The sequence below is a fragment of the Micromonospora psammae genome (assembly GCF_036902725.1).
Classification (GTDB): domain Bacteria; phylum Actinomycetota; class Actinomycetes; order Mycobacteriales; family Micromonosporaceae; genus Micromonospora.
This window is the reverse complement of sequence record NZ_JBAKHM010000015.1, coordinates 36421-59458: the sequence shown is the minus strand read 5'-3', so window position 1 is coordinate 59458 and position 23038 is coordinate 36421. Positions and strand designations below refer to the sequence as shown.

General features: G+C 73.2%; 24 protein-coding genes. 5 read left to right on the top strand and 19 right to left on the bottom strand.

Annotated features, from left to right (window positions below; genetic code table 11):
- Window positions 1-12: 12 nt before the first annotated feature.
- Both V6U79_RS18570 and V6U79_RS18565 read left to right on the top strand, forming a co-directional pair.
- On the top strand, window positions 13-822 hold the full coding sequence (locus V6U79_RS18570) for an enoyl-CoA hydratase-related protein (RefSeq protein WP_334615315.1): 810 nt from the start codon (window positions 13-15) through the stop codon (window positions 820-822).
- Between the two features lie 121 nt (window positions 823-943).
- Entirely contained in the window at window positions 944-1807 is an 864-nt protein-coding gene (locus V6U79_RS18565) for a hypothetical protein (RefSeq protein WP_334527990.1), read from the top strand.
- 40 nt (window positions 1808-1847) lie between these two features.
- Here V6U79_RS18565 and V6U79_RS18560 read toward each other — a convergent pair whose 3' ends face one another.
- The 8 genes from V6U79_RS18560 to V6U79_RS18525 all read right to left on the bottom strand — a co-directional run bounded on the left by V6U79_RS18560 (window position 1848) and on the right by V6U79_RS18525 (window position 9554).
- Entirely contained in the window at window positions 1848-2489 is a 642-nt protein-coding gene (locus V6U79_RS18560; protein ID WP_442933342.1) for an MOSC domain-containing protein, read from the bottom strand.
- Between the two features lie 114 nt (window positions 2490-2603).
- Window positions 2604-3434, bottom strand: a complete 831-nt coding sequence (locus V6U79_RS18555; protein WP_334527987.1) for a carbohydrate ABC transporter permease — start codon at window positions 3432-3434, stop codon at window positions 2604-2606.
- Complete coding sequence (locus V6U79_RS18550) at window positions 3431-4417, bottom strand: carbohydrate ABC transporter permease (RefSeq protein WP_334527984.1); 987 nt, start codon at window positions 4415-4417, stop codon at window positions 3431-3433. The genes V6U79_RS18555 and V6U79_RS18550 overlap by 4 nt, the downstream gene beginning before the upstream one ends.
- The gene (locus tag V6U79_RS18545) at window positions 4414-5703 is read right to left on the bottom strand and encodes a sugar ABC transporter substrate-binding protein (protein ID WP_334615314.1); all 1290 of its coding nucleotides are present in this window, start codon (window positions 5701-5703) and stop codon (window positions 4414-4416) included. The genes V6U79_RS18550 and V6U79_RS18545 overlap by 4 nt, the downstream gene beginning before the upstream one ends.
- A gap of 218 nt (window positions 5704-5921) precedes the next feature.
- On the bottom strand, window positions 5922-6209 hold the full coding sequence (locus V6U79_RS18540; RefSeq protein ID WP_334615312.1) for a GlsB/YeaQ/YmgE family stress response membrane protein: 288 nt from the start codon (window positions 6207-6209) through the stop codon (window positions 5922-5924).
- A gap of 198 nt (window positions 6210-6407) precedes the next feature.
- Window positions 6408-6695: a GlsB/YeaQ/YmgE family stress response membrane protein gene (locus tag V6U79_RS18535; protein ID WP_334615312.1), complete on the bottom strand. Its 288-nt coding sequence runs from the start codon at window positions 6693-6695 to the stop codon at window positions 6408-6410.
- A 309-nt stretch (window positions 6696-7004) separates the two neighbouring features.
- Window positions 7005-8879, bottom strand: a complete 1875-nt coding sequence (gene lepA / locus V6U79_RS18530; RefSeq protein ID WP_334533948.1) for a translation elongation factor 4 — start codon at window positions 8877-8879, stop codon at window positions 7005-7007.
- Window positions 8880-9017: 138 nt separating this feature from the next.
- Window positions 9018-9554, bottom strand: a complete 537-nt coding sequence (locus V6U79_RS18525; RefSeq protein ID WP_334615311.1) for a DUF4240 domain-containing protein — start codon at window positions 9552-9554, stop codon at window positions 9018-9020.
- 422 nt (window positions 9555-9976) lie between these two features.
- Here V6U79_RS18525 and rpsT point away from each other — a divergent pair, with 422 nt between their 5' ends.
- Entirely contained in the window at window positions 9977-10243 is a 267-nt protein-coding gene (rpsT, locus tag V6U79_RS18520) for a 30S ribosomal protein S20 (protein ID WP_334533953.1), read from the top strand.
- A gap of 424 nt (window positions 10244-10667) precedes the next feature.
- On the opposite strand, the gene V6U79_RS18515 is transcribed toward rpsT, so the two are convergent.
- The 4 genes from V6U79_RS18515 to V6U79_RS18500 form a co-directional block, all read right to left on the bottom strand.
- Window positions 10668-11141, bottom strand: coding sequence for a hypothetical protein (locus V6U79_RS18515; protein WP_334615310.1), 474 nt, complete (start codon window positions 11139-11141; stop codon window positions 10668-10670).
- A complete protein-coding gene (gene holA, locus V6U79_RS18510) occupies window positions 11138-12118 on the bottom strand; it encodes a DNA polymerase III subunit delta (RefSeq protein WP_334615309.1) in 981 nt (326 codons plus the stop codon). Before holA ends, V6U79_RS18515 begins: the two co-directional genes overlap by 4 nt.
- 136 nt (window positions 12119-12254) lie before the next feature.
- On the bottom strand, window positions 12255-14651 hold the full coding sequence (locus V6U79_RS18505; RefSeq protein ID WP_334615307.1) for a ComEC/Rec2 family competence protein: 2397 nt from the start codon (window positions 14649-14651) through the stop codon (window positions 12255-12257).
- Window positions 14648-15514 carry a ComEA family DNA-binding protein gene (locus V6U79_RS18500; RefSeq protein WP_334533965.1) on the bottom strand — a complete coding sequence of 289 codons (867 nt, stop codon included), beginning with the start codon at window positions 15512-15514 and terminating at the stop codon, window positions 14648-14650. Before V6U79_RS18500 ends, V6U79_RS18505 begins: the two co-directional genes overlap by 4 nt.
- Window positions 15515-15750: 236 nt before the next feature.
- Between V6U79_RS18500 and V6U79_RS18495 the strand changes: the two genes are divergently transcribed.
- Window positions 15751-15939, top strand: a complete 189-nt coding sequence (locus tag V6U79_RS18495; protein WP_334615306.1) for a hypothetical protein — start codon at window positions 15751-15753, stop codon at window positions 15937-15939.
- Between the two features lie 158 nt (window positions 15940-16097).
- On the opposite strand, the gene V6U79_RS18490 is transcribed toward V6U79_RS18495, so the two are convergent.
- From V6U79_RS18490 to pepN, 6 genes are all read right to left on the bottom strand, one after another.
- Window positions 16098-16859 (bottom strand): SDR family NAD(P)-dependent oxidoreductase, encoded by a 762-nt coding sequence (locus V6U79_RS18490; RefSeq protein WP_334615305.1) that lies wholly within the window; start codon window positions 16857-16859, stop codon window positions 16098-16100.
- A gap of 47 nt (window positions 16860-16906) precedes the next feature.
- On the bottom strand, window positions 16907-17767 hold the full coding sequence (locus tag V6U79_RS18485) for a DegV family protein (RefSeq protein WP_334615304.1): 861 nt from the start codon (window positions 17765-17767) through the stop codon (window positions 16907-16909).
- 48 nt (window positions 17768-17815) lie between these two features.
- Complete coding sequence (locus V6U79_RS18480) at window positions 17816-18445, bottom strand: histidine phosphatase family protein (RefSeq protein WP_334533977.1); 630 nt, start codon at window positions 18443-18445, stop codon at window positions 17816-17818.
- Entirely contained in the window at window positions 18442-18840 is a 399-nt protein-coding gene (gene rsfS / locus V6U79_RS18475) for a ribosome silencing factor (RefSeq protein WP_334533980.1), read from the bottom strand. The genes V6U79_RS18480 and rsfS overlap by 4 nt, the downstream gene beginning before the upstream one ends.
- A gap of 110 nt (window positions 18841-18950) precedes the next feature.
- Window positions 18951-19547 carry a nicotinate-nucleotide adenylyltransferase gene (gene nadD / locus V6U79_RS18470; RefSeq protein WP_334615303.1) on the bottom strand — a complete coding sequence of 199 codons (597 nt, stop codon included), beginning with the start codon at window positions 19545-19547 and terminating at the stop codon, window positions 18951-18953.
- Between the two features lie 72 nt (window positions 19548-19619).
- The gene (gene pepN / locus V6U79_RS18465) at window positions 19620-22136 is read right to left on the bottom strand and encodes an aminopeptidase N (RefSeq protein ID WP_334615302.1); all 2517 of its coding nucleotides are present in this window, start codon (window positions 22134-22136) and stop codon (window positions 19620-19622) included.
- A 67-nt stretch (window positions 22137-22203) separates the two neighbouring features.
- On the opposite strand from pepN, the gene V6U79_RS18460 reads away from it, so the two are divergent.
- Window positions 22204-22422: a DUF397 domain-containing protein gene (locus tag V6U79_RS18460; protein ID WP_334533988.1), complete on the top strand. Its 219-nt coding sequence runs from the start codon at window positions 22204-22206 to the stop codon at window positions 22420-22422.
- A 14-nt stretch (window positions 22423-22436) separates the two neighbouring features.
- Here V6U79_RS18460 and V6U79_RS18455 read toward each other — a convergent pair whose 3' ends face one another.
- Entirely contained in the window at window positions 22437-22835 is a 399-nt protein-coding gene (locus tag V6U79_RS18455; protein ID WP_334615301.1) for a hypothetical protein, read from the bottom strand.
- Window positions 22836-23038: the final 203 nt, after the last annotated feature.

The window sequence follows — 23038 nt, the reverse complement described above, 5'->3', positions numbered from 1 at the left end:
AGTGTGCCCGGCATGACCTCTCCCGACCGCCTCGTGCGGGTCTCCGCGGCCCGTGGGGTGACCACGCTCACCCTGGACAGTCCGCACAACCGCAACGCGCTCTCCACCGCCCTGATGACCGAGCTGCTGGCCGGGATCGCCGCGGCGGTCGCCGACGACGCCGTCCGGGCGATCGTGCTGGACCACACCGGCCCGGTCTTCTGCTCCGGCGCGGACCTGAAGGAGACCGCGGCGGCGTACGCCAGCGGCACGGTGCCGGCGGGGATGCTCGGCGACGTGCTGGTGGCGGTCCGGGAGTGCCCGAAGCCGGTGCTGGCGAAGGTCGGCGGGCCGGCGCGGGCCGGTGGGCTGGGCCTGATCGCGGCGGCGGACCTGGCGGTCTGCGCCGAGGAGGCCACCTTCGCCTTCACCGAGGTCCGCATCGGCGTCATCCCGGCGGTCATCTCGGCCACCGTGCTGCCCCGGCTGCACCCCCGGGCCGCCGCCGAGCTCTACCTGACCGGCGACACCTTCGACGGCCGGCGGGCCGCCGAGGTCGGCCTGGTGACCGCGGCGGTGCCGGCGGACGGGCTGGACGCCGCGGTGGAGCGCTACTGCGCCTCGCTGGTACGGGGGGCGCCGCGGGCGCTCGCCGGCGCGAAGGAGCTACTGCGCCGACCGCCCGCCGACGACCTGCGCGCGGAGATCGCCGAGCTGTCGGCGCTCTCCACCGGCTTCTTCCTCTCCGAGGAGGGTCGCGAGGGGGTGCTGGCCTTCCGGGAGAAGCGATTGGCTCGCTGGGTGCCCGCTCCCGACGGTGGTCCGGCAGACCAGGCGCGGTAGGAGTCTCACCGCAACGGCGGCGGTTGGCGCTGATTTGTTCGTATCATCCCGAGAACGCGAACCGGTCGGCCGACCCGACTCACCTTTTCGGAGACGTACGCTGGGAACCCTGAAACAGGAGGTGCCGGTGCGAACTCGGGCAATTGTGGCAGCGGGTGTTGTGGTCGCGGTCATCGCCGTTCTCGGGATCTGGGTCGTCGCCCGTCAACTCGGCGGTCAGCTCCGCCTCCCCACCGCCGGCCGCAGCTGCACCGTCCAGGCCGACGGCCGGGTCCTGCTCGACGCCGACCAGATGGCCAACGCGGCGACCATCGCGGCGATCGGCATCCAGCGGCGGATGCCCGAGCGGGCGGTGGTGGTGGCGCTGGCCACCGCGTACCAGGAGTCCGGGCTGCGCAACCTCGCCGGTGGTGACCGGGACTCGGTCGGGCTCTTCCAGCAGCGCCCCAGCCAGGGTTGGGGCACGCCGGCGGAGATCCGCGACCAGCGGTACGCGGCCAACCGGTTCTACGCCGCGCTCAAGAAGGTGCGCGGCTGGGAGCAGATGCGGGTCACCGACGCCGCGCAGGCGGTGCAGCGCTCCGCCTTCCCCACCGCGTACCAGAAGTGGGCCGACGAGTCGGAGGTGCTGACCCGCGCCCTGCTCGGCGAGGCGACCGGGGCGGTGGCCTGCACGGTCGGCCGCACGCCGGTGATGCGGGGCGCGGCGGCCGCCGCCGCTCTGACCCGCGGACTGACCCTGGACTGGGGCCTTCAGAGCACCGGCTCGGTGGCCGAGCTGACCGGTCTGACCGTGCCCGCCCCCGATCGCCGCGACGGCTGGCGGTACGCGCACTGGCTGGTGTCGCACGCCCCCGACCACGGGGTGAAGCGGGTCCGCTTCGGCAACCTGGAGTGGACCGCCGACGAGGGCACCTGGGCCAAGGTCTCCGACGGCCGGCCCGCCGAGGCGCAGGTGCTCGCGGAGGTCTTCGCCGAGGGCTGACCGCCGGAAGCCGACGGCCGGCGGGCGCCGGTGAGCCGGCTCAGCGGGAGCCGGCGAGCCGGCGGCGGACCTTGTCGAGGAGGGGCTCGGGCAGCTCCGGCACGTCCAGCAGCCGGGGCAGCAGCTCCGGTTCGAGGCTCGTCGCCCGGAACACCTCACCGATGGTCACCCCGTGCGCCGGGCGGTCCAGCACCTCGACCGGGTCACCCGCGCCGACCTCGCCCTCCCGCAGCACCCGCAGGTACGCCCCGGGGGCCGCCCGGGCGGTGAACCGCTTGATCAGGTCGGGCACCCCCCAGAAACCGGCGAAGGTGGTGCACGGGGTGCGGGGCTTGGTCACCTGGAGCACCGCGGAACCGACCGCCCACTGCTCGCCGATCACCGCGCCGGTCACGTCCACCGCCCAGGTGGTCAGGTTCTCGCCGAAGCCGCCGGGCCGGATGCCCCGGCCCAGCTCGTCGGCCCACCACTGGGCGTCCTCCTCGGCGTAGGCGTAGACCGCCTGGTCGGGACCGCCGTGGTGGGCGCGCTCGCCGATGAAGTCCCCGGCGACACCGTCCACGCGCAGCAGCACCGGGCCGTCGACCGGCCGCTTGTCGATGCCGCTGCGGCCGCTCGCGTCGCCCGCCCACTCCGCCTCGGTCACCATGCCGAGGTTCACCGCCGCCACCCTGCCCGTCATGGCGGTCAGCCTAGTCGCCGCGCCGGGGCGGCGGCGTCTTGTGGATCTTGCGATGGGCGCGCGGTGGGGCCCCCGCCGCCGCCGAAGGCGTCGACCCGGGGCCCTCCCCGCGCCTCAGCCCTTGACGGCGCCGGCCACCAGACCGGAGACCATCCGGCGCTGCACCAGCAGGAAGAAGATGATCACCGGCAGGGTGAACAGCGTCGAGGCCGCCATCACCGGCCCCCAGGCGGTGTCGTCCCGCCCGAAGAAGAAGGTCATCGCCACCGGCAGGGTGTACCGGTCCTGGTCGTTGACGAAGGTCAACGCGAAGATGAGCTCGTTCCAGGCGGTGATGAACGAGAAGATGCTCGTCGCCACCAGGCCGGGCGCGACCAGCGGGAAGAGGATCCGCCGGAAGGTCTGGGCGCGGCTGGCCCCGTCGATCGCGGCCGCCTCCTCCAGCTCCTTGGGCACGGCGGCGACGAAGCCGCGCAGCATCCAGACCGCGAAGGGCAGGGAGAAGCCCAGGTAGGTCAGGATCAGGCTGGGCAGGGTGTTGTACAGGCCGAGCCGCTGGATCATCAGGAAGAGCGGGATGACCAGCGCCTCCAGCGGAATCATCTGCACCACCAGCAGCATGATCAGGAAGCTGGTCCGCAGCCGGAACCGGAACCGGGCCACCGCGGTGGCGGCCAGCAGCGCCACCAGGCCGCTGAGCAGCACCGTGCTCACCGCGACGAGGACGCTGTTGAGGAAGAAGTCGGCGAACGTCACGCCGGGGATCAGGTTGCCGGTGAGGATCTCCCGGTAGTGCGCCAGGGTCGGCTCCGCCGGCACCGGGCGGGGTGTCGCCGAGAAGATCTCCTGGTTCGGCTTCAACGACGTGGCGATCATCCAGTAGACCGGGAACGCCGCGAAGAGGGCCACCAGCAGGCCCGCGCCGTTGAGGGCGATCTTCTTCACGACTCGTCCTCCTGTTTGAGCACCATGCGGACGTAGAGACCGGTCACCACCAGCAGGATGAGGGTGAGGATGACCGCGATGGCCGAGCCCACGCCGTACTTGGGGGGCGGCGAGAAAGCCTCGGCGTACGAGTAGATGGAGAGCATGAACGTCGGCCGGTCCTGGGTGCCGCCGGCCAGCACGAACTGCTGGGTGAAGACCTTGAAGTCCCAGATCGTGGAGAGCACGATCAGGATCCCGAAGACCGGCCGGAGCAGCGGGAAGGTGATCTTCCAGAACACCTTCCACGGCCCGGCCCCGTCGACCCGGGCCGCCTCGTGCAGCTCGCTCGGCACGCTCTTGAGCCCGGCGAGCACGCTCACCGCGATGAACGGGAACGAGTGCCAGACCACCACCAGGGTGAGGATGGCGAAGAAGTGCAGCGGCGAGTTGAACCAGCCGTAGCCGGTCCAGTCGCTGCGCCCGAAGAGCGCGGTCGACAGCCCGTCCGGTAGCGCGTTGAACAGCCAGGTGACCAGGCCGCTGGTGTCGTCGAAGATCCATTTCCAGACGATCGTGCCGGTGAGCGCGGGGGTGGCCCAGGCGAGCATCACGCAACTGGCGACGAAGGTGGCCATCTTCCGGCCCAACCGGTTGAGCAGCAGCCCGACCAGGGTGCCCAGGATCATCGTCAGCACCACGTTCGCCGCGGCGAAGAGCACGGTGTTGCGCAGCACCGTACGGAAGAACGGATCGCCGAGGATCTGGGTGTAGTTGGCCAGCCCCACCCACGGCCACTCGCGGTCGCCGCGCAACTGCCGGACGCTGTCCAGCTTGTAGAACGACATCGCCACCACCTGGCCGAGCGGCCAGAGCAGCAGCACCCCGATGACCAGCAGGCAGGGCAGCAGGAGCAGGTACGGAAGGCGGTCCACGCGGGAGGGCCGCCGAGCGGGGGTCTCCCGCGCGGCGGCCGTCCCGGTGGCCTTGGTCAGGGTGCTCACTTGGCGTTGAGAATGCTTTCCATCTCGGCGGCCGCGTCGGCGGTGGCCTGCTCGACCGTCTTCTGACCCTTGATGACCGAGCTGTTCATCGCCTGGGTCACCGTCTTGGTGCGGCTGACCTCCACCCACTTCGGGGTCAGCGGGGTGACCTTGGTGTTCTGAAGGGTGGTGGCGAACGCGGCCATGATCTTGTCGTTGGCGTACTCGCCGCCGCTGACCAGGTCGGAGTAGACCGGGAAGAAGTTCAGGCTGCTGGCGAAGGTCTTGGCGTTCTTCTTGTTCAGCAGGACGGTGAGGTAGTCCCACGCCAGGTCCTGCTTCTTGCTGTCCTTCCACAGTGCGATGTCCGAGCCGCCGGCGAAGGCGGGGGCCGGCTTGCCGTCCGGGCCGGGGATGGGGAAGGTGCCCCAGACCTTCTCGATGTCGGGGTTGTCCTTCTTGATGGCGCCGCCCTGCCAGCTGCCGGCGAAGGCCATCGCGGCCTTGCCGGTGGCGAACTGGGTGCGGGCGTCGATCTCGTTCCAGCCGGCGGCGGCCGGCGGGGCGACCTTGTGCACGGTGACCATGTCGGTCCAGAACTTGACCGCCTTCTGGGCCTCCGGGCTGGTGTAGCCGGACTTCCAGGTGCCGCCCTGGTTGGTGGCGATCTCGCCGCCGGCGCCCCAGAGGAACGAGTAGAAGGGCAGCTCGGAGTTGCCCGGCAGCGCGATGCCGTAGGTGCCCGGCTTCTTGGCCTGCACGGCCTTGGCGGCGGCGACCAGCTCCTCCCAGTTCGTCGGCGTCTTCACGCCGGCCTCGGCGAACCAGTCGGTGCGGTAGTAGATGCCGCGGACGCCGGCGTACCAGGGGACGCCGTACTGCTTGCCGTCGAGCTGGGCGTTCTTCACCAGGTCCGGCAGGATGTCCTTGCTCTCCGCCCAGCCGGACATCTTCCCGGTGACGTCGGCGAGCGCCTCCTGGGCCGCCCAGCCCTGGGTCTCGGTGTTGCCCAGCTCGGTGACGTCCGGGCCCTCACCGCCGGCGAGCGCCGCCTGGAACTTCTTCGGCGCCTCCAGCCAGGGGATGTACTGGACCACCACGTCGGTGTCGGGGTGCTTCTGCCGGAACTCGGTCTCGACGCGGTCGAGGAACTTCGTCTGGGCGTCGCTCCCCTCGCCCATCATCCAGACCGTCAGCTTGCTCTTGTCGGCGGCTTCGTCGTCGCCGGAGCCACCGCAACCGGTGAGCACCATCGCGGCCGAGGCCACGACGGCGGTTACCGGGGCCAGCCGCTTCCACCTGTTCACGCCATATCTCCCTCGCGCCCGTCTGGCACTAACCTTCTCTGCCGCACCCTAGTAGGAAAAATTCCTTTACGACAGGGGGCCGTCGGGGGCGAGGCGACCGTATCGCAGCCGAGGGCGGGTGGCACGGGGCGGCGGGCGCCGCTGAGCAGCGCTCGGGCGGACACGAGCGGGCGCCCGCCCCCTGGGGGTCGGGCGCCCGCGAAGCGAGTTGGCGCGAACTACCGGTGGGTGACGCTGCGGCGACGGCCCACGCCGGCCACCAGGGCCACGGCGATGGCCGCGAGCACGACCTGGACCAGCAGCTCGCCCCAGTCGATACCGGCGGTCTCGGTGGCGATGCCCATCGCCCGGGCGAGGACGGTACCGAGCAGCGCGGCGCCGACGCCGATCAGCATGTGCAGCCAGATCGGCATGTTCTGGCGGCCCGGCACGACCAGGCGGCCCAGAGCGCCGACGATGAGACCAACAACGATGGCGGTGATGATGCCCCAGACGGTGAGCTCCACGACCGTCCTCCTTCAGGTAGGTATGTCATACGATGCGCGGTTGCTGTCGTGATCGATAGATTCCCGTACGCGGGAAACTCCAAACCGACTTCGGGAACGATCGGGGCTGTTCCTCCCGCCCGGCCGGAACGGGGGCGGACGCGAGCGGGCGCCCGCCCCCGAGGGGAACGAGCGCCCGCTGAGCGTGCGGTACGGCGATTACCGGTGGGTGACGCTACGGCGACGACCCACACCGGCCACCAGGGCCACGGCGATGGCCGCGAGCACGACCTGGACCAGCAGCTCGCCCCAGTCGATACCGGCGGTCTCGGTGGCGATGCCCATCGCCCGGGCGAGGACGGTACCGAGCAGCGCGGCGCCGACGCCGATCAGCATGTGCAGCCAGATCGGCATGTTCTGGCGGCCCGGCACGACCAGGCGGCCCAGAGCGCCGACGATGAGACCAACAACGATGGCGGTGATGATGCCCCAAACGGTGAGCTCCACGGTCGCCCTCCTCCTCAAGATGAGTCACACGATGTGTGTGGTTCCTGTCGTGACCGGTAGATGCCCGAACCGCCGAAAATCCAAACCGACTCATCACCGTCGCTGTCGTCCGTCGTCAATGCTCCGATACCGCGTCGGTTGCCCCCCGCCGGGATGTCCGCGCAGCTCAGGGCGGGCACGGAGCGCCGGCCGCCGGCCCGCCGGACACCGCAGAAATTCATCGGTACGACAGTTGGGAGCGCGCACGGCGAACGGCCGGCGTCCCGTGGGTACGGGGGCGCCGGCCGCTTCGTCGTGGCGGTGGAGGAACTACTTCTTGCCGGGCGCCTTGGCGTCGCCGTCGGAAGAGAGCGCGGCGATGAAGGCCTCCTGCGGGACCTCCACCCGGCCGACCATCTTCATCCGCTTCTTGCCTTCCTTCTGCTTCTCCAGCAGCTTGCGCTTACGGCTGATGTCACCGCCGTAGCACTTGGCGAGCACGTCCTTGCGGATGGCACGGATGGTCTCCCGGGCGATGACCCGGCTGCCGATGGCGGCCTGGATCGGCACCTCGAACTGCTGGCGCGGGATCAGGTTGCGCAGCTTCGCGGCGATCGTGACCCCGTAGTTGTACGCCTTGTCCTTGTGCACGATCGCGCTGAACGCGTCCACCGGCTCGCCGTGCAGCAGGATGTCCACCTTCACCAGGTCGGACGCCTGCTCGCCGGAGGGCTCGTAGTCCAGCGAGGCGTAGCCCTTGGTCCGGCTCTTCAACTGGTCGAAGAAGTCGAAGATGATCTCCGCGAGGGGCAGCGTGTAGCGCAGCTCCACCCGGTCGGCGGAGAGGTACTCCATGCCGAGCAGGGTGCCCCGGCGGCCCTGGCAGAGCTCCATCACCGCGCCGACGTAGTCGTTCGGGGTCAGCACGGTGGCCCGCACGACCGGCTCGAACACCTCGGCGATCTTGCCGGTCGGGTACTCGCTCGGGTTGGTCACGACGATCTCCTGACCGTCCTCCGTGATGGCCCGGTAGACCACGTTCGGCGCGGTGGAGATCAGATCGAGGTTGTACTCCCGCTCCAGCCGCTCCCGGATGATCTCCAGGTGCAGCAGGCCGAGGAAGCCGCAGCGGAAGCCGAAGCCGAGCGCCCCCGAGGTCTCCGGCTCGTAGTCGAGCGCGGCGTCGTTGAGCTTGAGCTTGTCCAGTGCCTCACGCAGGTTGGGGTAGTCGGAGCCGTCGATCGGGTACAGCCCGGAGTAGACCATCGGCTTCGGGTCCTTGTAGCCGCCCAGGGCCTCCCGCGCCGGCCGCGAGTTGATGGTGACCGTGTCACCGACCCGGGACTGACGGACGTCCTTCACGCCGGTGATCAGGTAACCCACCTCACCGACACCGAGCGCGTCGGCCTTCACCATCTCCGGCGAGATGACGCCGATCTCCAGCAGCTCGTGCACGGCGCCGGTGGACATCATCTTGATCCGGTCCCGGGCGCTGATCCGGCCGTCGATCACCCGGACGTAGGTGACCACGCCCCGGTACACGTCGTACACCGAGTCGAAGATCATGGCCCGGGCAGGCTCGTCCGCCTCGCCGACCGGCGGAACGAACTGCCGGACGATCTCGTCGAGCAGGTGCGGCACGCCCTCGCCGGTCTTGCCGGAGACCCGGATGCAGTCGGCCGGGTCCCCGCCGATCAGGTGGGCCAGTTCCTCGGCGTACTTCTCCGGCTGCGCCGCCGGCAGGTCGATCTTGTTGAGCACCGGGATGATGCGCAGGTCGTTCTCGAGCGCGAGGTAGAGGTTGGCCAGCGTCTGCGCCTCGATGCCCTGCGCGGCGTCGACCAGCAGGACCGCGCCCTCGCAGGCGGCCAGCGAGCGGGAGACCTCGTAGGTGAAGTCGACGTGGCCCGGGGTGTCGATCATGTTGAGCACGGCCTGCTCGCCGGTGCGGTCGCCCTCGCGGATGGTCCACGGCATCCGGACGGCCTGGCTCTTGATGGTGATGCCGCGCTCGCGCTCGATGTCCATCCGGTCGAGGTACTGCGCCCGCATCTGCCGGGGGTCGACCACGCCGGTGAGCTGCAACATCCGGTCGGCCAGGGTCGACTTGCCGTGGTCGATGTGGGCGATGATGCCGAAGTTCCTGATGCGCGCCGGGTCGGTGGCACCAGGAGCGTGAGCGCCGGGATCGAGCGTCGGTGGCACAGCGGTCCGTTCTGGTCGGCTGACGTGAGCGAGCGGGCCGGCGCGACGCCGGCCCCCTCTATGCTCCCACGTCGCTCCGGAAGCGGTCCGATCACTCCTCGGGTGCCGCGACCCGCCCCGGGCGCACTCCCCCGGGGCTCACTCCTCGGGTGGCTCCACGAAGAGCGCCGCCAACTTCGGCAGCCGCCGCCGTGCCTCACCCTCGTCGTCGAAGTCCCACAGGTCGTTGAGGTCCGGCACCGGCACCGGGTCGCGGTCACCGGGCAGCTCGGTCGCGGTGGCCTTCCGGTACGCGTCCCACGGCACCGCCAGCATCTCCGCCGCGGAGAACTCCTCGCCGCTGAGCGCGGCGGCACGCACCCGGGGCAGCTCGGCCAGGGAGTCCGGGGCGGCGACCGCGCGGGCGAAGACCTCCCGCCCCTGGGTCATCAGCCAGCCCCGGAAGCTGTGGAAACCGTCGTCGGAGACGCCGCCGTTGATCAGGTACGCCGCTCCCCACAGATCCGCCTTGTGCGAGGCGGCCAGTACCCGGGCCTGGTGGTGGGCGTACCCGACGATGTCCTCCGGATCGCGCTCGGCGAGCAGGGCGACGGCCCGGGCGGCGACCGCGCCCGGCTCGCCCCCGCCGCCGGCCCGCGCGCGGTCGATCAACTGCCAGAAGTCGTCGGTCCTCATGGCTTGGCAGTCTGGCAGACCTCGGGCCGGGCGCCGGCCGGCAGCGCCGGAGTGGTGGGCGCCGGCCTGCTGGCCCACCGGGTACGCCGGCGACCGGACTCCGGCACCGTCTTCGCCGGCCACCCGGCCACGGCCGACGCGCCACCGGACGTGCCCCTGGCCGCGTTTGGCCCCTTCCCCACCTCGACCGCCGAGGCCCCGAGCCACCCCGCCGGGGCGGTTCCGGGCGTACCCTCGGTCTCTCCTGAGGGCGCGGCGCACCACCGGTTCAGCGATGGGCCGGCGCTCGCCCGACGGGGCCGGGGCCGAGCCGTTTTGGCTCGTCCCGGCCGACCTGGTAACCTGGCTCTTCGCGCAGCGATGAACCCTGCTCGTCGCGCGCGGAAGCAGACCAAACCGAGCTATCAAGACGAGGCTGTCGCGTGGCGAACATCAAGTCCCAGATCAAGCGCAACCGGCAGAACGAGAAGCGCCGGCTGCGTAACAAGTCGGTCAAGTCGTCGCTGAAGACCGCCATCCGGAAGTTCAACGAGGCTGCGGAGGCCGGTGACGCCGAGAAGGCCACCGTTCTCATGCGTGACGCCGCCCGCAAGCTGGACAAGGCCGCCAGCAAGGGCGTCATCCACGCCAACCAGGCGGCCAACCGGAAGTCGGCGATCGCCAAGCGCGTCGGCTCGCTCTCGGTCTGACCGAGCGACCACAGACCTAACCTGAAGCCCCGGGCCGACGCCCGGGGCTTCAGCCTGTCCACCCACCGGCGCTGGACGGGCCCCGCCCCGCGCCCGCCACCGCCCTGGGCGCCCCTTGGTGCTGGTGCTGGTCCCCCCACCCCCGGGCACGCCATCCCGCGTCCGACCACCCGCGCTGCGGCGCACCCGCCAAGATCGCGCTCGATCCAGGAAACAGTGGCCTCGGACCCGCGGGGAAGCCACTACTTCCTGGATCCAGCGCAATCATGGAAGGCGGCGCGGGTCGAGCGTGATCATGGAAGGCGGGAGCCGGATACGGCGCGGCGTGCGGGGACGGCACTGCACGCGGTGCGGTGCTTGCCGTGAGGTCGGACGCACCCGTCACCGCCTCGACCGCAGGGCGGCCGGGTCAGGGTGGATCGGGTCAGGGGCGGTCGGCGGGGTGTCCGCCCGGGCCGGCAGGCCGACGCGGTTCCGACGGCCCTTGCGCCTGCCGCCGCTGCCACGCCGGGACGCGCTGGGGCTCGGTGGCAACCACCACACCGGGCACGGTCCGGGGCACCCGGGCCCGTCCGACCACCGGCTCCATCTGCCGCCGGAACCGGTCCCGCTCCTGCTCCGGCACCAGCGCCGCCGAGCGGACCACCCACTCGGCCACCACGTCGTTCAGCTTGACCATCGCGGCGACGGCGACGGGCAGCACCACCACCGTCCACCAGCTCACCAGCTCGGCCAGGGCGAGCAGCGCGGCGAGCGCCACGGCGCCCTCGAAGAAGAGGAAGCAGAGCACCCCGCCCGGGTTGACAAAGCGCAGCCCCAGCGCCCGGGCGTAGAGCGGCCGGTACCGCTCCTCCTCGCTCGGCACGGTGCTCCACGCCGTACGGGTGGTTCCGGTCACCGGGCGCCGCCCCGCCGCGCGGCCGCGACCGAGAAGACCGCCTTCTCCAACGCGTACGCCCGGTCGTCCGCGCCGCCCTTGACCGCCGCGTTGCACTCGGCGGCGGCCCGCATCGCCTCGACCAGGCCCTCCGGGGTCCAGCCCCGGGCCCGTTGCTGCGCGTTCTTGATCTTCCAGGCCGGCATGCCGAGCGTGCTGGCCAGCTGGTACGGGTCGCCCCGGCCGGCCGCGGCGACCCGGGCCACGGTGCGCACCCCGTCGGCGAGGGCGTCGGCGATCGGCACCGGGTCCACCCCGACGTGCAGGGCCCAGCGCAACGCCTCCAGCGCCGCCGGGACGTCGCCGATCATGGTCGCGTCGGCGACCGTGAAGCCGGTCACCTCGACCCGCCCCCGGTAGTAGCGGGCCACCGTGTCGGCGCCGATCCGCCCGTCGGTGTCGGCGATCAGCTGGGAGCAGGCGGCGGCGAGTTCGCGCAGGTCGGTGCCGACCGCGGCGATCAACGCCTCGGCCGCGTCGTCGCCGCACCTCCCCCCGCCCCGGCGGATCTCGTCGCGGACGAAGGCGACCCGTTCCCGGTGCCCCTTGAGCTTCGCCGCCGGCACCACGGTGGCGCCGGCCGCCTTCAGGCCGTCGGCGAACGCCTTGCCCTTGGCGCCGCCGACGTGCAGCACCACCAGCTGCACGTCGAGGTCGGGATTCTTCGCGTACGCCAGCAGCGCGGTCACCAGGTCCTTGCGGGCGTCCTGCGCGGCGCGGAGCACGAGCACCCGCCGCCCGCCGAAGAGGGACGGGCTGAGCATCTCGGCGATCTCGCCGACGGTGAGCTGCCCGGCCTGGTACTCCCGCACGTCCACGTTCGGGTCGACGCCGCGCACCGTCGCCACCGCCTCGGTCACCGCGCGCGTGGCGAGCAACTCCTCGTCGCCGAGGACGAGCAGAATGGGAGCGAGGCTGGCGGCGGTCACGTCGCCCATCTTGGCACGGTCCACTGCGGGATCGGGCCTGGTCATCGGCGGCTGTGACGGCGCACCCCGCAGTCAGCGCAAATCCAGACATTTATCGGGATTGCGCCGCCTAATGGAGTAATTTGGATCGATCCGGGGTGGCGGCTCAGCGTCGTCCGGGCGCCTGGCCCCGGGCCACCACGGCCAGCCCGTGCCGCCCGGTCACCACGGCCACGTCACCGTCGGTGTCGGTCCGCAGCACCCGGGCGCCGCCGCGGGACAGCCGGCCCAGGATGGACGGGCTCGGGTGCCCGTAGTCGTTGCCGGCGCCGACCGGCACCACCGCGACGGCCGGCCGCACCGCGTCGAGGAACGCGGGATCCTGGTAGGCGCTGCCGTGGTGGGCCACCTTCAGCACCTCGGCGCGGAGCGCGTCGGGCGGGAGCCGGTCGAGCAGCGCGCGTTGCTCCTCGGTCTCGGCGTCCCCGGCGAGCAGCATGCGCACCCCCGCCACCACGGCCCGGAGCACCACCGAGTTGTTGTTCGCGTCGGACCGGGTGCCCCGCATCGGGTACGGCGGGCCGACGACGGCCAACTCCACCCCACCGGCCCGGTACGACCACCCGGCCGTCGCCGGTCGCACCTCGGCCACCCCGGCCGCCGCCCCGGTGACCAACTCCCGTCCGGTCGCCGGCTCGGTGAGCGCCGGGGTGAGCACGGCCGCCACCCGTCGCCCCCGGAACACCCCGGCCACCCCGCCGACGTGGTCGACGTGGAAGTGGCTCACCACCAGCAGCGTGACCTCCCGTACGCCCAGCCGGCGCAGGCAGCCGTCCACGGCGGAGGGCTCCGGGCCGGCGTCGACCACCACCGCGCGACCGGCCGACACGGGCAGCACCAGGGCGTCCCCCTGGCCCACCGCGCAGCCCACCAGCACCCAGCCGGGCGGCGGCCAGCCGCTGGCGACCAGCCGGACCGGCAGCGTGCCGACGACCACCGCCACGGTGCCGACCGCCACCAGGCGACGGACCACCGGACGGCGGGCGGCGACCAGCAGCGCCACGGTCAGCCCGGCCAGCAGCAGTGCGCCCGGCACCCCACCCGGCCAGGGCACGGTGCCCGCCGGCAGGCGCGCGCCGACCCGGGCCACCGTCACCAGCCACCACGCCGGCCAACTCGCCAGCCAGGCGGCGAACTCGGCACCGGCCGGCCAGACCGGGGAGACGGCCGCCGCCGCCACACCGAGCACCGTGGCGGGCGCGATGGCCGGCACGGCCAGCAGGTTCGCCGGTACGGCGACCAGGCTGACCGTCCCGGACAGGCCGGCTACCACGGGTGCGCAGGCGAGCTGCGCCGCCGCCGGGACGGCCAACGCCTCCGCCAGCCCCACCGGCACGCGCCGCCGCCGCAGCGCGTCCCGCCACCCGGGTGCCAGCAGCAGCAGACCGCCGGTGGCCAGCACGGAGAGCGCGAAGCCGGGGTCTCCGGCCAACTCCGGGTCGACCAGCACCAGGACGGTCACCGCCGCGCCCAGCGCGGGCAACGCCGCCCGGCCGCGCCCGGCGGCGAGCGCCGCCAGCCCGATCGCGCCCATGGCCGCGGCCCGCACCACGCTCGGCGACGGGCGGACCAGGACCACGAAGCCGACCAGCGCCAGTACGCAGAGCAGGGCGGCGGCCCGCGGACCGGCCCGCGCCCAGCGGGCCAGCAGCAGCACCGCACCCACCACGATGGCGACATTGGAGCCGGAGACCGCGTTGAGGTGGGTCATCCCGGTGGCCCGGAAGTCCTCCTCGACCGTCGCCGGCAGCCGGCTGGTGTCGCCGACCACGAGGCCGGGCAGCAGGCCACCCTGCTCGTCGGGCAGCGGCGCGCAGGCCCGTTGCAACCCGGCGCGGAGCGTGCCGGCGGCCCGCTGGAGCCACGGCGGGGGCCCGTGCGGCACCGGCGGGCCCGCCACGGTCAGCACGGCGGCGGTGAGGTCGCCGCCGCGCGGGGCGGTCAACCGGCCCTCTGCGGTGAGTCGCTGCCCCGGCAACCGTCCCCGCCAGGCCGGGTCGGTGGCGAGCACCAGCACCCGGACCGGTCCGCCGACCCGCCGCCCGTCCGGGCCGGTGAGGCGGACCAGCTCGGCCGCGACCAGCAGGGTCGTGGGGCGACCCGGCGCGCCGCGCACCGGGCGGGGATCGTCGCGCAGGACGATCTCGGCGGTGACCCGGGCCCGCTCGTCGACGAGGCCGCGCAGCGGGGCCGCGTCCCGGACGTGCAGCCGGGCGGCGGTGGCGCTGGCGCCGCAGACCACGCCGATCAGCACCGCCGCGACGATCCAGCCGTACCTGCGGGCCGGGGCGGCGGGTCGGCCGAGGATCCCGAGCAGGTGCGCGCCGAGCAGCCCGGCGAGCCCCGCGGCGACGGCCGCGAGCAGCGCGGCGACCGGGGCGGTGAGGTGCAGGCAGGCCAGTGCGGCCAGCCAGGCGGCCACCGCCAGCCCGGCCAACCGCAGGTCGGGGACGTCCTCGGTGGGCTGGCTGCCGGACCCGTCCGGCACGGCTGCCCGCCTCACACCGTCACCAGGTCCTTCAGCTGCTCGTACCGGGCGTCGCCGATGCCGTCGACCTGACGCAGGTCGCCGACCGACCGGAAGCCGCCCTGCTGGTCACGGTGGGTCAGGATGCGTTGGGCGAGCACCGGACCGACGCCGGGAAGGGCGTCGAGCTGCGCCAGCGTCGCGGTGTTCAGGTTGAGCAGGCCACCCGGCCCGGGTGCTCCACCGGCGGCCGGCGGACCGCCGGGCGGCGCGGGCTGGCCGGGCGGCGCGGCGACACCGACCAGGATCAGCTCCCCGTCGGCGACCTTCCGGGCCGGGTTGAGCAGCGCCACGTCGACCCCGGGCAGCGCCCCACCGGCCGCCTGCACCGCGTCGGCGACCCGCGCGCCGGCGGGCACCCGGACCAGCCCGGGGCGGCGGACCTTGCCGGCGACCGCGACCACCAGCTCGCCGCCGGGCGTCGTGGCCGCCTGCGCCGCGGTGGACGGACCGGTCACCGAGACCGCCGAGGTGGGGGCCACCGGTTCCGCCTGGGGCCGGGACCGCCAGGCCCAGAACCCGGCGCCGAGCACCACGACCACCGCGACGGCGGCCAGGGCACGCACTCCCCGGCGGCCCGGGTCGAAGGCGCCGGGCCCCGGCAGCAGCGACCCCGCCGAGGTGGGTGCCGCCTCGCCGGTCCCCGGCCCTGACGTCGCGTCGACGGCCCGGCCGGCGTGGGCCGAGGGAGCAGTGTGCGGCGCCGGACCGGCCGACGGTGACGGAGCGGCGAGTGGCGGCGGTGCGGAAGGGGACGGCTCCGCCCCGCCCTCCGGCCACACCGCCTCGACCAGGCGGAAGAGCCGCCGGCGCACCATCGTCTCCTCGTCGTCTGACACGAGGCGAACCTAGGTGGGACCCGGCCCGGTCGCCGCCCGAGCATCGTCGATTGTGGACGAGCCGTCGCCCTGTGGACAACCGCCTGATCATGCGCGGTTGTGCTAGGCGCGGAGCTTCTGCGACTTCACGCCGATCTCGAGGTAGCCACGGTGTTGAGGCTTCTTCATACGGAGAAGGCCGGCCAGTTGGCCGTCCGTGGGATGCGTTGAAGCCCTGAAGCGGCCATGATCATCGGATGGATATGGGGAACCCGAAGGAAGTCAGGGACGAGTTCGAGGCGATGATGGTCCGCGCCGGGCTGGCGACGCCGGGGCAGTTGCCCGTCCACAAGAAGGTCGGCAAGTTCGCGGCGCACGCCCGGATGCTCCGCCTGGGCATGATCACGCCGCAGGAGTTCGACCAGATCATGCGCGAGGACGACTGAGGCGGACGGGCCCAGGTTCCCACCGTTCAGCAGCGCCGTTCGCACCCGGGGCGGCGCTTCTTCCTGTCCAGGTCCGGATGGAAGGCCGATCACCGACGAGCCGGGAGTCAGCGGGTTCACTGGTTGATGGCTCCTTGAGGGCATGCGGCTAGGCCGGGTCAGCGGGCTTCGGGGTCCAGGCCGAGCACCGCCCGCCCTCCGTCGACCGGCAGGGTCACGCCGTTGACGAAGGTGGCGGAGAGCAGGTACGCCACCGCGTCGGCCACCTCGTCGACCCGGCCGGGCCGGCCGACCGGGTGCAGCCGGGCCAGCTCCGTGCCGATCCACGTCGCCTCGGCGGGCTCCCGCTCGGCCAGGAAGGCGAGGTGCCGTTCGGTGACGATCGAGCCGAGCGCGACGGCGTTGCACCGGATCCCCCGTGGCCCGTACTCGACGGCCAGCGCCCGGGTCAGCCCCTCGACGGCCGCCTTCGCGGTGGCGTACGGCAGGCAGCCCGGCACCGGCCGGCGGGCCTGGTGGGACGAGACGTTGACGACGGCGCCACCGGTGCCGGCGGCGAGGAACCGGCGCACCGCCGTCGCCGCGCCGACCACGGCGGGGCGCAGGTTGAGGCCGATCAGCTCCCACACCTCGACCGCCGTCGCGGACTCCACCAAGGCGTCCCGGAACACCGCCGCGTTGTTGACCCAGCCGGCCAGCGGCGCGAAACCCTCGGCCAGGTCCGCGGCCCGCCCGGCGACCCGCTCGTCGGCCGCGTCGCCGACGACCGGGGCCAGCCGGTCGGCAGCGGGGTGCGCGGGCAGCCAGGCCAGGGCGTCCGGGTCCCGCTCGACCACCACCACCGGGCCGCCGTCGGCGAGCAGTCGCTCCACCACGGCGCGGCCGATACCGCGGCCACCGCCGGTCACCACGTACGACATGCCGCTCCCCCGTTTCCCGCCGGCCGCACGGCGACCGGCCCGAGGGTTCAGGATGCCGGATCGGAGCGCCGGTGGACGACCACGCTGGCCAAACCGGGGCCGGCGTGGGCGGCGACCACCGCACCGGCCTCGGTGACGTGGATGTGGTGCAGCCGGTCGCCGAACCGGGCGGTCAGCGCCTCGACGAGCTGCTCGGCGCGTTGCGGCGCGGCGAGGTGGTGCACCGCCAGGTCGACGTCGTCGTCGCCAGCCGCCTCGACGGCCAGGTCGACCAGTCGGGCGATGCCCCGGCTGGCGGTGCGGACCTTGTCCCGGAGCACGATCGCCCCGTCCGGCATGTGCATGATCGGCTTCACCGAGAAGGCGGTGCCGAGCAGCGCCTCGGCCGCGTTGATCCGGCCGCCGCGGCGCAGGAACTCCAGGGTGTCGACGTAGAACCAGATGGTGGTGCGGGCCACGGCGGCCAGCGCCGCGTCGCGTACCCCGGCCAGGTCGGCGCCGGAGCCGGCGGCCGTGGCGGCGGCGAGCACCGGAAAGCCCAGGGCCATGCCGGTGGCGCGGCTGTCGACCACCGTGACCCGGTCGCCGACCTCGGCGGCGGCGAGCTGTGCCGCCTCGACCGTGCCGGAAAGCTCCGCCGACAGGTGCACCGACACCACCCCGTCCGCGCCGGCCGCCAGCAGCTCGCGGTACGTCCGCGCGAACTGCTCCGGGGCGGGGCGGGAGGTGCTGACGGTGACCCGCCGGCCGCTGAGCACCCGGGTCGCGTCGGCGGGGAAGGTCTCCACCCCCTCCAGCCCCTCCGCGCCGTTGAGCACGACGGTCAGCGGCACCACGGTCAGCCGGTGCGCCTGCACCAGCTCGGGCGGAAGGTAGGCGGTGGAGTCGGTGACGACCGCGACGGGCATGCCCGGCACGCTAGCCGATGTCCGGGCCGGACGCCCGGGCCGGAGGACTCAGACCGGCTCGGTCAGCGCCGGCTGGGTGATCAGGCCGACATTGTGCGCGCGCAGGTGCCAGCCCCGGGCGTCGTCGTGACGCAGGTCGGACCAGTGGCAGTTGGCGAGCGACCCGACGCTGCGCAGCACGGTGTGGTCCCAGCCGAGCAGGTGGCCGACGCCCTGCCGGGCCCCGCCGCCGTGGGTGGTCACCACCACGGTGCCGCCGGGGGCGAGGTCGGCCGCGTCCTGGAACGCCGCCCCGACCCGCTTGCCCAGGTCGTCGAGGGTCTCGATCTCGGCGCCGGGGTCCGGGTCACCGGCCCGCCAGCGCGCGTACTCGTCGGGGTAGCGGGCGGCGGCCTCGGTGAGGGCGAGCCCCTGCCACCGGCCGAAGTACCGCTCGCGCAGCCGGAGGTCGGTGCGGACCGGAAGACCGGTGAGCTGGGCGAGCGCGGCGGCGGTGTCCGCGGCCCGGCTGAGGTCGGAGGCGACGATGACGTCGGGGCGCAGCGCCGCGAGCAGCGGCGCGGCGCCCCGGGCCTGCTCCCGACCCAGGTCGTTGAGCGGGACGTCGGTCTGCCCCTGCACCCGCCCGCCGGCGTTCCAGTCGGTGTTGCCGTGCCGCCAGACGATCAGACGGGTCATTCGACGGCGGAGGCGTCGGCCTCGACGAGGTCCCGGTCGACGAACGGGATCTGCGGGCAGTCCTTCCAGAGCCGGTCGAGGGCGTAGAACTCGCGCTCCTCGGTGTGCTGGACGTGCACCACGATGTCGACGTAGTCGAGCAGCACCCAGCGGCCGCCCCGCTCGCCCTCGCGGCGGACCGGCTTGGCCTTCTCCGGCAGCTCGAGCAGCCGCTCCTCGATGGCGTCGACGATGGCCAGCACCTGACGCTCGTTGGGGGCCGAGGCGACCAGGAAGGCGTCGGTGATGGCGATCTGGTCGCCCACGTCGATGATGACGATGTCCTGTGCCTTCTTGTCGGCAGCGGCCTGGGCGGCGGCCATCGCCAGCTCGTGAGCGCGTTCGGAAACTGTCACCGTTCTCCTTCGATCAACCGTGCGACCCTCCAAGCGTCTCACACCCGGCGGGGAGACGACTTGTCAGTTCTGGTCGATTACCCGGACAGAAACTCGCATATCCGCCGGATTCACCGCTGGTAGAGGCGCCGTTTGGCGATGTACTGCACCACACCGTCGGGGATCAGGTACCAGACCGGCTCCCCGCGGGCCACCCGGGCCCGGCAGTCGGTGGACGAGATGGCCATCGCCGGCACCTGCACCAGGCTCACCGTGTCGGCGGGCAGGTGCTTGTCGGAGAGCTCGAACCCGGGCCGGGTGACCCCGATGAAGTGGGCCAGCTCGAAGATCTCGTCCAGGTCCTTCCAGGAGAGGATCCGCTCCAGCGCGTCGGCGCCGGTGATGAAGTACAGCTGCACCTTCGGGCCGTAGAGCGCGTGCAGGTCGCGCAGGGTGTCGACGGTGTAGGTGGGGCCACCGCGGTCGATGTCGACCCGGCTGACCTGGAAGCGCGGGTTGGAGGCGGTGGCGATGACCGTCATCAGGTAGCGGTCCTCGGCAGGGCTGACCGGCTCGTCGGCCTTCTGCCAGGGCTGACCGGTCGGCACGAAGACGACCTCGTCCAGGCCGAACCGGTCGGCGACCTCGCTCGCCGCCACGAGGTGCCCGTGATGGATCGGGTCGAAGGTCCCGCCCATGATCCCGATCCGCCGGATGTCTTCCTCCACCCGACGATCGTAGGCCGGGGACGGCCGGCGCCCTGGTGCGGGCCGCCGGACCGTCCCATCCCGCGGGCCCGTTCAGGCGGACGCGGCGGCCACCGCCGTCCGGGCGACCAACGCGCGGCGCAGGTCGTCGTCCAGGTCCGTCACCCAGCGGCGCAGCCCGGGCGTGAGGTCGTCGCGGGCCAGCAGCGCCGCGGCCAGCTCCCGGGTGGGCTGCGCCACGGCGTAGCGGGGGAAGGCCAGGATGGTGACCTGGTCGGCCGCCCAGGCGGTACGCAGCCGCGCCGCAGCCGGCATGTCGGCGAAGTACCGTTCGACGTACGGCGCGGTCAGCGCGGCCTGTTCGGGCTGCCAGAAGCCCTCGGCGGTCGCCTCGACCAGCCGGTTGGACAACTCGGTGCTGGTGGTCACGATCTCCCAGGCGACCCGCTTCGCGGCGGCGTCCGGCAGCGCCGCCCGGCAGCACGCGGCCCGCTCCGCCCCGGTGGCGCTCCGGTCGGCGGCCGCCTCGGCGGCGATCTCCGGCTCACCGGCCGCGCCCAGCACCACCAGGCGCAGCAGGAGCGACCAGCGCAGGTCCGCGTCGACCGCCAATCCCTCCGGTACGCCGGCACCGGCCAGCCAGCCGGCGAGCAGCCCGGTGTCGGTGCTGGCGGCGATCAGGCCCCGCGCCGCGGCGAGCTGCAACGACCCGCCCGCCGGCGCCCCGGCGAGCAGCGCGGCGCAGGCCCCGGCGACCCGGAGCAGGGCGGCCTCCCGGGCGAGCGGGTCGAGGTAGCGGTCGATCAGGCGGCGGCTCAGCGTCAGCACCTCCTCCGCGATGATCACCTCGGTCTCGGCGGGCAGCGCCGCCGCGATCAACCCGACCAGGCCGGTCACCGGCCGCTCCCCGTCGGTGGCCGCGTCCAGCGCCTCGGCCCAGAGCAGCGCGCGGGCCAGCGGGTCGTCCAGCCCCGGCAGCAGCATCGGCACCGCGTCCGCGGACGCGGGGTCGAGGCGGATCTTGGCGAAGGTCAGGTCACCGTCGTTGGGCAGCAGCAGGCCGGTGGCCGGCTCGCCGACCAGTTCGGTCAGCTCGATGCGGCCCTTGTCGGCGTCCGGGTCGAGATCCACCTCGAACCGCCGCGCCGAGCCGTCGGCCGCGTACCGACCGACGCCGATGCGGTGCGGACGCAGCACCGGGTGCGCCGCCGGGGCGGTCTGCACCACGGCCGCGGTGGTCCAGCGGCCGTCGGCGTCCACCGCCGTCTCCATCCGCAGGGTGTTGACCTGGGGTCGGCGCAGCCAGCGCTCCGCCCAGTCGGTGAGGTCCCGGCCGCTGGCGGTGCTCAGGGCGGCGAGGAGGTCGGCCAGGGTGGCGTTGCCGAACCGGTGGGCGGCGAAGTGGGCGTTGAGGCCGGCCAGGAAGGTCTCGTCGCCGAGCCAGGCGACCAGTTGCCGCAGCACGCTGGCGCCCTTGGCGTACGAGATGCCGTCGAAGTTGAGCAGGCCCTCGGCGGCGTCGGTGACCTGCTCCGGGGCGACGGGGTGGGTCGACGGGCGCTGGTCGGCGGTGTAGCCCCAGGCCTTGCGGCGGATGGCGAAGGTCGTCCAGGCCCGGTCGAAGCGGGTCGCCTCGGCGGTGACCCGGGTGCCCAGGTACTCCGCGAAGGACTCGTTGAGCCACAGGTCGTCCCACCAGCGCATGGTGACCAGGTCGCCGAACCACATGTGCGCCATCTCGTGGGCGATGGTGGTGGCCCGCAGCTCGCGCTGGGTGTCGGTGACCGCCGAGCGGAAGACGTAGTCGTCCCGGAAGGTGACCAGGCCCGGGTTCTCCATCGCGCCGGCGTTGAACTCGGGCACGAACGCCTGGTCGTACTTGCCGAACGGGTAGCGCTCGTCGAAGAGCTGGTGGAAGCGGTCGAGGCACTGCTTGGTGACGGTGAGGATCTCGTCGATGTCGGCGTCCAGGTGGGCGGCCAGGGAGCGCCGGCAGTAGACGCCGAGCGGGATGCCGTCGTGGGAGTCCCGCCGCACGTGCCAGGGGCCGGCGATCAGCGAGACGAGGTACGTGGCCAGCGGGGCGGTCGGGGTGAACTCCCAGCGCCCCGGCCGGGGACTGGCGGCGAGCTGCCCGTTGGCCGCGACCGTCCACTCCGGCGGGGCGGTGACCGACAGGGTCACCGGGGCCTTCAGGTCGGGCTGGTCGAAGGCGGCGAAGAGGCGCTGCACGTCGTCGAGGAAGGACATCGCGTAGAGGTAGGTCTCGCCGTCGGCCGGGTCGACGAAGCGGTGCATCCCCTCGCCGGTGTTCGAGTAGGCCATCTCAGCGGTGACGGTGAGCGCGTTCTCCTCGGCCAGCCCGGTCAGCGGCAGCCGGTTGTCGACCAGCGAGGCCGGGTCGAGGTCGCGGTCGTTGAGGCGTACCGCCAGCAGTCGGGCGGGTTTGACCTCGGCGAAGGTCTCGGCGCCGGCGGTGGCCCGGAACCGGATGGTGACGGTCGAGCGGAACCGCTCGCCGCCACCGGTCAGGTCGAGGTCCACCTGGTAGGACTCGACGGTGATCAGCGCGCGACGCGCGGTCGCCTCTACACGGGTCAGGCTCGGCATCCGCTTATCCTGCCCGACGGGGCCCGGGACGGGCCTGTCGTGAACGCATGGTGATGGAGGACGAACAATGGGTCAGCACCCCAAGGGCGATTTCGACCTGTCCCGGGCGGTCTGGCAGCGGGCCGAGGGCGACAGCTCCGACAGCGCCGTCGAGGTCGCCTTTGTCGACGACCTGATCGGCATGCGCAACTCCGCCGAGCCGGACGGCCCGGTGCTGGTCTTCACCCAGGCCGAGTGGGACGCCTTCGTCGCCGGCGCCCAGGACGGCGAGTTCGACCTGGACTGAGTGGCCGGCGGCGCTCACCGGTCGCCCTCGCCCCAGCCGAGCCCGCCCGGGCCGGGAGCGTGGTGGAAGCCGGGATGACCGGCGACGTCCGCGCAGCGCTCGCCGTCGGGGCCGACCGCCCCGCAGAAGAGCGGCTCGGCCCGGTGCCAGGCGTCGGCCGGGGAGACGGTGGCCGCGCCGAGCGCCAGTTCCGGCCGGAGCAGGCCCAACGCCTCGGCGTACGTCACGGCGAGGTCGCGGGCCTGCTCGGGCCCGTCCGCCTCGAAGCCGAGGTGGGCGGTGAAGCGGCGGGGCGGCCGGGGCGCCCGCCGGGGCGGTGAGATCAACGGCTCGTCGGGGCGGGCGGCCCGGCCCCGACCGATTCCCTGCATCACCCGGCGCTGCCGCCACTGCGGTGGCCTGTTGTCCCCCATCGGTCCTCCCCGTCGTCGCTCGCCGGCCGGACAGCGCTGCCGGCCCGGAGACGAGAAAACCAGGTTTCCGGCGTCCTGGGAGGGGCCAGCCGGCGGCCCGCTCGCTGGCCCACATCCACCGACCTGCGGCGGCGCGGGGCACGACGGCCCGCGCCGGAGGGATTCAGCGGCCCCGGCCCGGGTAGACGACCTCGGCCGCCCGT